Source organism: Rhodococcus sp. BUPNP1 (assembly GCF_002215235.1).
Taxonomy (GTDB): domain Bacteria; phylum Actinomycetota; class Actinomycetes; order Mycobacteriales; family Mycobacteriaceae; genus Rhodococcus.
Window position 1 is genome coordinate 159,222 of sequence record NZ_NERM01000013.1, and the last position, 10,859, is coordinate 170,080.

Below are 10,859 nucleotides of genomic sequence, written 5' to 3' on the forward strand. Positions count from 1 at the left end.
CCCGAACCGGCCGCGTACTCCGACCACCGGCTCGTCGGTGTTCGCCCCTGCTCGGGTCGCTCCTGCCCGAGGGGTCACGGTTGCGTCCCGCCCCCGCGGAGTTCCTCGACCGCGGACGCGAAGCTACGGCCGCGTTCCGCGTAATCGGCGAACATGTCGAGCGATGCCGCGGCCGGCGCGAGCAGCACCGTCTCCCCCGGCGAGGCGAGCGCGGCCGCTTCCCGGACCGCCACGCGCATCGCGGCGGGACCGTCGGCGCCCGGCGCCGCGGCCCTCCGCACCGGAGCAGTGCCTGTCGCGTTCACCGAGGCGGTGTCGGTCTCGCTCGTCGCGTCGGTCATCGCTTCATCGTCGCCCGTGTCGACGACGACGACCGGGACCTGCGGGGCGTGTCGCGCCAGCGCTTCGGCGATTTCGCCGGCGTCGCGACCGAGCAGCACGGCTCCGGACAGTCGTGGCGCCACCTCGGCGACCAGGTCGTCCACGCGGGCGCCCTTGAGCAGACCACCGGCGATCCACACCACGCGGTCGCGGGCGAGCAGCGAACTGCGGGCCGCGTGCGGATTTGTCGCCTTCGAGTCGTCGATGTACTCGACGCCGTCGACCTGTCCGACCGGCGCGGCGCGGTGCGGGCCGACGCGGTGCCGTCGCAGACCGTCGTGCACCGCCGAGGCCGGCACGTCGATCGCCCGCGCGAGGGCGGCGGCCGCGAGTGCGTCGGACAGTCCCGCGGGGCCGGGCGGCGTCACGTCGTCCACGCGAGCGAGTACAGCGGAATCGGCGAACGCCCGGTCGACGAGCAGTTCTCCGCTGATCCCGAGTTGACCCTCCTGCGGATAACCCAGGGTGAAACCCACGGTGACGACGGCACGGGAACGGTCGCCGAGACCACCGGCGATCGGGTCGTCGAGACCGATGACCCCGACGGCGCCGGTGAGGGCACCGAGTTTGGCCTCGATGTAGTTCTCGATGCCGCCGTGCCAGTCGAGGTGGTCCTCGGCAATGTTGAGCACGACACCGGCCTCGGGCCGAACCGAGGGCGCCCAGTGCAGCTGGAAGGACGACAACTCGACGGCGAGGACGTCGGCCCGCGGCTCGTCGCGGCGCAGGGCGTCGAGCACGGGAAGACCGATGTTGCCGCACGCGACGCTGCCGAGACCGGCGGCCTCGAGGATCGCGTGCAGCATCATGGTGGTGGTGGTCTTGCCGTTCGTCCCGGTGACCACCAGCCAGCGGCGGGCCGGACCGTAGACCTCGGCGCGATCCATGCGCCAGGACAGTTCGATGTCGCCCCAGATGGGTATCGCGGCACCGGCCGCACGCGAGAGCAACGGCGCGTCGGGCGGGAATCCGGGACTCGTGACCACCAGGGCGAACTCCCGCAGCGCGGTGGGGTCGTCGACGAGGCTGTCGAGGTCGACCGTCCGGGCGCCGAGCGCCGCGCACTCGGCCAGTGCCCGCTCGTTGCGGTCGGTGACGGTGACGTGGGCGCCGAGATCGGTGAGGGGTTCGATCGTCGCACGGCCGGACACCCCTGCCCCGGCGACGAGCACCGCCCGTCCCCTGAGCCGTTCGAGTTCGTCGGTCACGGTCAGTCCCCGATCGCCGCGAGGTATTCGCTGTAGAAGAGGGCCAGACCGATCGCCGAGGCGATGGCGGCGAGCAACCAGAACCGGATGATCACCGTGGTCTCGGCCCATCCACCGAGTTCGAAGTGATGATGGAAGGGTGCCATCCGGAACACCCGCCTGCGGCTGGACCGGAAGACCGCGACCTGGATGACCACCGAGGCGGCCTCCGCGACGAACAGCGCGCCGATGACCACCATGAGCAGCTCGGTGCGGGTCGTGATGGACAGACCGGCGAGCATGCCACCGAGGGCGAGCGAGCCGGTGTCACCCATGAAGATCTTGGCCGGTGCGGCATTCCACCACAGGAAGCCGATGCAGGCGGCGGCGCCGGCGGCGCACAGCAACGCCAGGTCGAGCGGGTCGCGGACGTCGTAGCAGCCGGCGGTCGGTTCCACGGCGCACGCGTTGCGGTACTGCCAGAAGGTGATGATGACGTAGGCGCCGAGCACCAGCGCCATCGAACCGGCAGCGAGACCGTCGAGGCCGTCGGTGAGGTTCACCGCGTTCGACCATGCGCTGACCAGCAGGTAGACGAACAGGATGAACACGATCGAGCCCATCGAGACCGTGGCGATGTCGCGCACGTAGGACAGATCGGTGCTGGCCGGGGTGAGGCCGTCCGCATTGCGGAACTGCAGCGCGAGGATGCCGAAGCCCACGGCGACGACGAGCTGGCCCACGAGCTTGGCCGTCTTGTTCAGGCCGAGATTGCGTTGCTTGCGGATCTTGATGAAGTCGTCGAGGAAGCCGACGCCACCGAGAGCGGTCGTCAGGCCGAGCACGAGCAGACCGGAGGCGGTGGGACCTTCCGCGTCGTATCCCATGCCGATGAGATGCGATCCCCAGTAACCGGCCCACAGACCGGCGAGGATCGCGACACCGCCCATGGTGGGGGTGCCACGCTTGGACTGGTGGCTCTGTGGGCCCTCGACCCGGATCTCCTGCCCGAAGCCCTGCCGGGAGAACATCTTGATCAGGACGGGGGTGAGCAGGATCGAGACTGCGAGCGCGATGCCCGCCGCGAACAGGATCTGTCTCACCGGGCGTCCTCCGTCCCTACAGCAGCGTCGTTGTTTCCGTTACCGGCCGGGTCGTCCGCGAGGACGGCCTCGGCGACGGTCCACAGTCCCACGGACTGCGATGCCTTCACGAGCACGATGTCGCCCGGTTCCAGTTCGTCGCGCAGCAACGCGATCGCGGCGTCGGCATCGGGGACGTGGCTCGCTTCCTCACCCCACGATCCTTCCATCACGGCGCCCTGGAACAGACCCCGGACCGGTCGGGTGGCGCCGACGGCGATGATGCGGGTGACGTCGAGGCGCACGGCGAGGCGTCCGATGGCGTCGTGGGCGACGACGGCGTCGTCCCCGAGCTCGGCCATCTCCCCCAGCACCGCGAAGGTGCGCCGGGGAGCCGGGCCGGACCGCGCCATGGTGACCAGGGCCTTCACGGCTGCGCGCATGGAATCGGGATTGGCGTTGTAGGCGTCGTCGATGACGGTCACCCCGTCGGATCGGGTCTGTACCGCCATGCGGTGCGCCGAGACGGGACCCGCCGTCGCGAGCGCCTCGGCGGCCTGCTCGACCGTCGCACCGCATTCCACGGCGACGGCGATCGCCGACAGGGCGTTGCCGATCTGGTGTTCGCCGTGCACGGCCAGGCGCACGGGCACACGCCGCTCCTGTCCGTCGGCGCCGGGAACGACGGCGGTGAAGGAGGCACGCGCCTGATCGTCGAGGTGGATGTCCTCGGCGCGGTAGGCGGCACCGGACCCGGTCCCGACGGTCACCACGCGACCGGTGGTGCGGGTCGCCATCTTCGACACGAGGGTGTCGTCGGCGTTGAGGATCGCGACTCCCCCCTCGGCGGCGCTGGGCAGCGCCTCGACGAGTTCGCCCTTGGTCTTGGCGATGACCTCCTGCGAACCGAACTCGCCGAGGTGGGCGGTACCGACGTTGAGTACGACACCGATCCGCGGCGGAGCGATACGGGTCAGGGTCGCGATGTGTCCGGGACCCCGCGCCGACTTCTCGAGGACGAGGAACCGGGTGGATTCGGTGGCGCGGAGCGCGGTCCAGGGGTGGCCGAGCTCGTTGTTGAACGAGCCGGGCGGGGCGACGACCTCACCGAGCGGTGCGAGCACGGCGGCGATCATGTCCTTCGTGGACGTCTTGCCCGCCGAACCGGTGACACCGACGACGGTGAGGCCGGCGTCGGTGAGCGTGTCCACCACGGTGCGGGCGAGCTTCGCGAGGCCGGCGAGCACGGCCGCGCCGGATCCGTCGCTGTCGTGTTCGAGCGCGAGGGCGTTGGTCTCGGTCGGCGGGATCGGCGGCACCACGATGGCGGGCACACCCACCGGCCGTGCGGCCAGGACCGCGACCGCACCGGCGGCGACGGCGGCCGCAGCGTGATCGTGCCCGTCCGAGCGCGCACCGGGCAGCGCCAGGAACAGGCCGCCGGGACCGATCCGTCGCGAGTCGAACTCGACGGAACCGGTCACCTCGGCGGACGGATCGTCGACGTCGTGCAGGGTGCCCCCGACGACCTCCGCGATCCGAGCCAGTGTCATCGGGATCATGCCTTGCCTCCGTGATGCGAACCGCCCGCAGCAGGCGGATGGTGACCGTCGGGTCCTGCGGTCCGGTACTTGTCGAGTGCTGCGCCGAGGACCTCTCGGTCGTCGAAGGGGTGCTTGACTCCTTCGATCTCCTGCCCCGTCTCGTGGCCCTTGCCGGCGACGAGGACGACGTCGCCCGGGCGGGCCCACGCGACCGCGGCGGCGATCGCGGCGGCGCGGTCGCCGATCTCGAGAATCTCGCCGCGTTCGGCCGCCGGGACGGAGTGTGCACCGTCGAGTACAGCGGCGCGGATGGCGGCGGGGTTCTCGGTTCGGGGGTTGTCGTCGGTCACGACCAGTAGGTCGGCGGCCCGCGCCGCGACCTCGCCCATGATCGGCCGCTTCGTCCGGTCGCGGTCGCCGCCCGCACCCACGACGACGGCGATGCGTCCCTCGGTCGCGGCGCGCAGGGTTCCGATGACCGCTTCGAGCGCGGCGGGCTTGTGGGCGTAGTCGACGACGGCGAGGAAGTCCTGCCCGCGTTCGACCCGTTCGACCCGGCCGGGCACCGCGACGTCGGCGATACCGCGGATCGCGGCATCGATGTCGGCGCCCACCTCGGCGCAGAGCGCCACGGCGAGAGCGGCGTTGGTGACGTTGTAGCGGCCCGGCAGGCCGACGGTGGCGCGGCGGGCGATCCCGTCCGGGCCGGTCAGGGTGAACTGCTGCACGCCCGTCTCGTCGGGGACGTCGTCGGTGACCGTCCAGTCGGCAGCGGCGTCAGCGGCGTCACCGTCGTCACCCGTGATGACCGTGCGGACGGCGGTCGCGTCGTCGCGGCCGGCCGATGCGACCTCGGCCATGCGGCGTCCCCACACGTCGTCGGTGCACACCACCGCGCGGCGTGCCCGGACCGGCGAGTCCTCGGCGAACAGCCGGGCCTTCGCGCCGAAGTAGTCGTCGAGGTCCTTGTGGAAGTCGAGATGGTCCTGGGACAGGTTGGTGAACCCGCCGACGGCGAACTCGGTGGCGTCCACGCGACCGAGTGCGAGGGCATGGCTGGAGACCTCCATCACGACCGTGTCGACACCGCGTTCGCGCATGACGGCGAACAGGGCGTGCAGCTGCGGCGCCTCGGGGGTCGTGAGGGTGCTCGGCACGCGGATGCCTTCGATCCGGGTCTCCACGGTCCCGACGAGACCGACGACGCGTCCGGCCGCGACGAGGCCTGCCTCGACGAGATAGGACGTCGTGGTCTTACCGGACGTGCCCGTGATGCCGATGACCTGCATGCTCCGGGAGGGATGTCCGTAGACGGTGGCCGACGCCGCCCCCAGCGCGGCACGCGGCTCGGGATGGACGAGGACCGCGACCGGATCGGAGGTGGCCTCGGCGACGAGGTCGCGACCGGCCTCGTCGGTCAGCACGGCGACCGCTCCACGTTCGAGCGCGGTGCCCGCGTAGGAGGCGCCGTGGGCGCGCGCGCCGGGCAGCGCCGCGAAGACGTCGCCGGGGCGGATGCCCTGGGCGCGCAGGTCGATGCCGGTGATCGCGGCCGCACGGGCCGCATCCTCTCCGGCGGCTGCATTGACGATCTCGACGCGCGCCCCGATGGCGTCGGCGAGAACCGAGATCTGCGTCATCGGTGGGTGCTCGGGTCTCCGCCCCTCCTCCGGAGGAGCCGGATCCGGACTCGATGGCACAGGCACCAGTTTCCTCTCGCTTCGCTGCAGCTCGTCTGCAGGCACTCCGACGGATGTTCCCGGGTTCGTTCCCGATCCGGTCTCGGCGACGACCGTCGTGTCACGTTACCGACGTGTCAGCCTACCGAGGCGCCACGGTCACCTCGTCAGTCGACCTGGAGGATCAACTTGCTCTCCGGTTCGGCCGACAGCGGCACGCCGTCGCGCTGCAGCAACCACGACGCGATGTTGCGGAACAGCGGCGCGGCCGATTGGCCCCCGCTGCCGTCGGAGCTGCGGGTCGGGGCGTCGAGCATGATGCCCACGACATAGCGCGGATCGTCGGACGGCGCGATGCCGGCGAAGGTGATCCAGTAGTCGGAGTTCGAGTAGCACTTGCAGTTCTGGTCGATCTGCTGGGCGGTACCCGTCTTGCCCGAGATCCGATAGCCCTCGATGGCGGCGCCCGCACCGGTGCCCTGCTGGTTGCCGGTATCGGACTGGACGACGGAACGGAACATGTCGCGCACCGTCGCGGCGGTCTGCGGGTTCACCACCCGCACCGGATCGGGACGGGGCGTCTCGGTGCGCGTGCCGTCCGGCGCGATGGTCGCGCGCACGACCCGCGGCGGGACACGTTCCCCGTCGTTCGCGATGGTCTGGTAGATCGCGGTCATCTGCAGCAGGGTCATCGACAGACCCTGGCCGATGGGCAGGTTCGCGAAGGTGCCACCCGACCACTGCTCACGGCTGGGCAGCAGACCCGCGGATTCGCCGGGCAGGCCGACATCGGTGCGCTGACCGAGACCGAACAGTTGCAGCATCTCGGCGAAGCGGTCCTCACCGATCCGCTCGGCGAGCATGAGCGTGCCGACGTTCGACGACTTCCCGAACACACCCGTTGTGGTGTACGGCACGACCCCGTGATCCCAGGCGTCCTTGACGGTCGCGCCGGCCATGGTGATCGTGCCGGGGACCTGCAGGACCTCGTCGGGGCGGGTCAGGCCGTCCTCGATCGCCGCGGCGGCAGTGATGATCTTGTTCACGGATCCGGGTTCGAACGGCGAACTGACCGCGAGATTGCCCTGTTCGGCGTCGGGCGGGTTGTTCGCGACACCGATCGACGGGTCGAAGGTGCTGTCGTTGGACATGGCAAGCACTTCGCCGGTGTGCGCGTCGAGGACCACGGCGGAGGCGTTCTTCGCCCCGGACAGATCCTTGGCGCGCTGCACCTCCTGCTGCACGTGGTACTGCAGGTCGTTGTCGATCGTGAGCTCGACGGAGGAACCGTCGACGGCGGGCTGACGGTCGCGCCAGCTGCCCGGGATGACGGCGCCGTCGGACCCCCGGTCGTAGGTGGACGAACCGTCGGTACCCGCCAGTACGGCGTCCATCGACGCTTCGAGCCCGATCAGGCCGTGCCCGTCCCAGCCGGTCGCACCGACGAGATTGGCGGCGAGCGATCCGCCCGGATACAGACGGATGTCCTGACGTTCGGTGCCGACCTTGTCGTACTCGTCGACGATCTCCGCCGCGACCCCCGGATCGACACCGCGGGCGAGGTACACGAAGGTCTCGTCGCTCTCGAGCATCTCGAGCACGTCCTTCTCGGGCGCCGCGGCGCCGAGCGCCTCGTGGATCGCCGACGCGACGCCCTCGAGATATTCCGAGACCTCGGGCCGGGACGGATCCTCGGCTCGTTCCTCCTCGAGTTCCTTGCGCACCCGCACGGGTTGGAAGGTCAGCGCCTTCGCCTCCATCGTGTAGGCGAGCGGTTCGCCGTTGCGATCGGCGATGGTGCCGCGGGTCGCGGGTTCGACGAGTCGGGTGGTGCGCTGGCTGGCCGCCTCGGCGGACAGGGTCGGGGCCTGGACGAGCTGCACGGACAGCAACTGTGCGACGGCTATGCCCAGAGCGCCGAACATGCCGAGCCGGCCCCACTTGTTGCGGAACGTGAAACTCGTCCGGTCTCGCTGTGTGCGATCGCGCGGCGCGGGCATTCGAGCGCGCCCGCCGCGCGTCGCCGGGGTGGAACGTCGCTGCGGTGCACGCCGAGGGGTGGAGCGGTTGTTCACCGAGGCCCGCCCTCGGGTTCCGTCGGCACGGCCTGGACAGGTGCTTCGGGCGCGGCCTCACGGGGCGCTTCGGATTGCGGCAGTTCGCTCACGGGTACCGATTGTCCCGCCGCGGGCGGAACGGGTGCGGCACCCTCGACGTCCGGCGTGGCGCCCGCAGGAGCCTCCGGCGCGGGTGCGGGCACGGGAGCCGGTGCCGGTTCCTCGCCCACCGGGCGGCCGTCGGCCGACGGCGCTGCCCGACGCGTGTCCTCGGTGTCGGTACGCGGCCGGGGTTCCTCGCTCACGTCCCCGAGCGGCCGCGGTGTCTCCGCTCCGGCGCTACCCGCCAGCGGGGTCTGGACGCGGGCGTCCTCCCGGGCGGGCGGATCCAGCGGGACCGGCGGAGCACCCTGGGCCGGAACCGGATCGCCCACCACCTGCACCGAACCGTCCGGAGCGACGACGATCCGCGCGACCTGCCCGGTGGGGATCATGCCCAGCTCCGCCGCGGCGACCGCGAGCGCGGGAGCCGACTCGGCCGTGGCGACGTCGCGCTGGAGCACCGCCCGCTTCTGGGCGAGTTCCTCGTTGAGGGACCGCGCCGCGCTCAGCTCGTAGGAGTCCTCGGTCGCACGGGTGGTCAGCAACAGGGTCACGGCCATGCCCACGCCCAGGAGCCCGATGATGGTGGCGACGAACGGGATCCGGGTGCGGACACGTCCGGCCCCCGTCGTGCGCCCGCGGGTCTGCACCTGTTCGACCCCGAGCTGTGCTGCGCGCTGCGACCGTCGCTGATAGGCACGCTGCGCTGCGGTCGATCGCCCCGGATTCCGGCGCTGCGGGGGTGCCACCTGTACGGTCATCGGTTACCTCCTGGCGATTCGTTCTGCAGCACGCAGGCGGACGGGCGCCGAACGTGGGTTGGCCTCGATCTCGTCGTCCGTCGCCCGTTCCGCACCGCGGGTGAGGATGCGCAGTTCCGGCCCCATCCCGGGCAGTTCGACCGGAAGCCCTTCGGGACTGCGAGACTTCGCACGCGGAGTCAGTTCCTGCTTGACGACCTTGTCCTCGAGCGACTGGTAGGACATGAAGACGATCCGGCCGCCCACCGCGAGAGCGTCGAGAGCGTCGGGGATCGCGTTGCGCAACGAGTCGAGCTCCGCGTTGACCTCGACCCGCAACGCCTGGAAGGTGCGCTTGGCGGGGTGACCACCCGTACGGCGGGTCGCGGCCGGGATCGTGCGGTACAGCAGTTCGACGAGTTCGCCGCTCGTCCGGAACGGAGCCTTGGCCCGGGTCCGCACGATCTCGGAGGCGATCTTGCCGGCGAAGCGCTCCTCGCCGTAGGTGCTCAGGATGCGGGCGAGGTCGCCGTGGCTGTAGGTGTTGAGGACATCGGCCGCGGTGATGCCGGTGGTGGCATCCATCCGCATGTCGAGCGGGGCGTCCTTGGAATAGGCGAAGCCGCGCTCCGCCTCGTCGAGCTGCATCGAGGACACGCCCAGATCGAACAGGGCCGCGTGGACCGAACCGTACCGGTCGAGGCCCACGCTCTCGAGCGCGTCGGCGATCCCGTCGTAGCGGGTGTGGACGAAGTCGGTGCGGTCGGAGAACCGTGCGAGTCGCTCGCGGGCGATCGCGAGTGCGTCGGTATCGCGGTCGAGGCCGACGAGCCTCAGCTTCGGGTAGATCGTCAGGAAGTGTTCGGAGTGCCCACCGAGACCGAGCGTCGCGTCGACGTAGACCGCGCCCTCACCGTCGGGACCGACGCTCTCGATGGCGGGGCCGAGAAGATCGACGGCCCGCTGAAGCATGACGGGCACGTGGCCGAACTCCGCCGCAGATGTCACATCGGCACCGGTGGCCTCATCCGTACCATCGACGGATTCGTGCTCGCCGTCCACCATGTGTCCTCCGGAATCCTGCTCGGGCCGCTTACGGTCTGTGGGGTACCCGTCGGGTGGACGGTGGTGTGCCTCGTGCCTGCCTGTCGCTCGTCTCGCTACCGTGCTCGCCGCCACGGGGGTGGATACGGAAGACGGCGAATGCCTCGAGGTCTCTGTCCGAGTCCGAAGAGACCTGACGCCGGGGAAGTGCGTCAGGGCCCTCCGGTCCGTACCTGGCGCTGGGGAAGTGCGTCAGGGCCGGCACATCGGGCAGAGGCCTCGCGGCACTCGCCGCGCAGCCCGAGCCGTGGTTACAAGATGTCGCGTAGTGCTTCGTCTCTCGCTTCCGAGAAGTCTTCTTCGTGCTCGGCGAGATAGGTCTCCCATGCCGTCGCGTCCCAGATCTCGAGGTACCTGACCGAACCGATCACCACGCAGTCCTTGGTGAGACCGGCGTACTTGCGGTGGGCCGACGACAGCGTGATCCGGCCTTGTGAGTCGGGTCGCTGCTCCTCCGTTCCCGACGCGAGACTCCGCAGGAACGCACGTGCCTGCGGGTTGCTCCGTGAGGCACTCGCAGCGCGTTCGGCCAGAGCGGCGAACTCGTCGCGAGGGAACACGGTGAGGCTGTGATCCTGCCCCTTCGTGATCATCAACCCTCCCGCCAGCTCGTCTCGGTACTTCGCCGGCAGCGTGAGCCGGCCCTTGTCGTCCAACTTCGGGGTGTAGGTACCGAGGAACACTCGGCGCCTCCCCGCTGCCGGACGGATGCTTCGCGCGACAGGACACCTTGTCCCGCCGCGCCCCACATTACCCCACTTTGCCCCACCGGAAACGGATTACTGCCGCCCGGCCACGCGTGTTGTCGTCACATTCCCAGCTCAGAGCAGGTGGCGAAAAATGGGGACACGCCCTCGCGCGACGACACCGGATCCACCGTCGTCGGCGCCCCGACGCTCCGCCCCACCGGCGGAGCGAGGACCGAGCAATCGGCGACCAGGGAAAACACTACGTCCGGAGCCGGGGTGGGAGGCGGTGGGGAG

Annotated in this window: 8 protein-coding genes; all 8 read right to left on the reverse strand. The window is 70.5% G+C overall.

Going from position 1 to position 10,859, the window contains the following annotated elements:
• Positions 1 to 74: 74 nt before the first annotated feature.
• The 8 genes from murD to mraZ all read right to left on the reverse strand — a co-directional run bounded on the left by murD (position 75) and on the right by mraZ (position 10,559).
• A complete protein-coding gene (gene murD, locus B9C99_RS15395) occupies positions 75 to 1,589 on the reverse strand; it encodes a UDP-N-acetylmuramoyl-L-alanine--D-glutamate ligase (RefSeq protein ID WP_088898469.1) in 1,515 nt (504 codons plus the stop codon).
• Between the two features lie 2 nt (positions 1,590 to 1,591).
• The gene (gene mraY / locus B9C99_RS15400; RefSeq protein ID WP_016693810.1) at positions 1,592 to 2,671 is read right to left on the reverse strand and encodes a phospho-N-acetylmuramoyl-pentapeptide-transferase; all 1,080 of its coding nucleotides are present in this window, start codon (positions 2,669 to 2,671) and stop codon (positions 1,592 to 1,594) included.
• Positions 2,668 to 4,212 (reverse strand): UDP-N-acetylmuramoyl-tripeptide--D-alanyl-D-alanine ligase, encoded by a 1,545-nt coding sequence (gene murF, locus B9C99_RS15405; protein WP_016693811.1) that lies wholly within the window; start codon positions 4,210 to 4,212, stop codon positions 2,668 to 2,670. The genes mraY and murF overlap by 4 nt, the downstream gene beginning before the upstream one ends.
• Positions 4,209 to 5,834 carry a UDP-N-acetylmuramoyl-L-alanyl-D-glutamate--2,6-diaminopimelate ligase gene (locus B9C99_RS15410; protein WP_088898470.1) on the reverse strand — a complete coding sequence of 542 codons (1,626 nt, stop codon included), beginning with the start codon at positions 5,832 to 5,834 and terminating at the stop codon, positions 4,209 to 4,211. The genes murF and B9C99_RS15410 overlap by 4 nt, the downstream gene beginning before the upstream one ends.
• 206 nt (positions 5,835 to 6,040) lie before the next feature.
• Entirely contained in the window at positions 6,041 to 7,873 is a 1,833-nt protein-coding gene (locus B9C99_RS15415) for a penicillin-binding protein 2 (protein ID WP_016693813.1), read from the reverse strand.
• Positions 7,874 to 7,944: 71 nt separating this feature from the next.
• Positions 7,945 to 8,793, reverse strand: coding sequence for a hypothetical protein (locus B9C99_RS15420; RefSeq protein ID WP_088898471.1), 849 nt, complete (start codon positions 8,791 to 8,793; stop codon positions 7,945 to 7,947).
• Positions 8,794 to 8,796: 3 nt separating this feature from the next.
• Positions 8,797 to 9,837, reverse strand: a complete 1,041-nt coding sequence (rsmH, locus tag B9C99_RS15425; RefSeq protein ID WP_016693815.1) for a 16S rRNA (cytosine(1402)-N(4))-methyltransferase RsmH — start codon at positions 9,835 to 9,837, stop codon at positions 8,797 to 8,799.
• Between the two features lie 290 nt (positions 9,838 to 10,127).
• Positions 10,128 to 10,559 (reverse strand): division/cell wall cluster transcriptional repressor MraZ, encoded by a 432-nt coding sequence (gene mraZ / locus B9C99_RS15430; RefSeq protein ID WP_006554148.1) that lies wholly within the window; start codon positions 10,557 to 10,559, stop codon positions 10,128 to 10,130.
• Positions 10,560 to 10,859 lie beyond the last annotated feature (300 nt).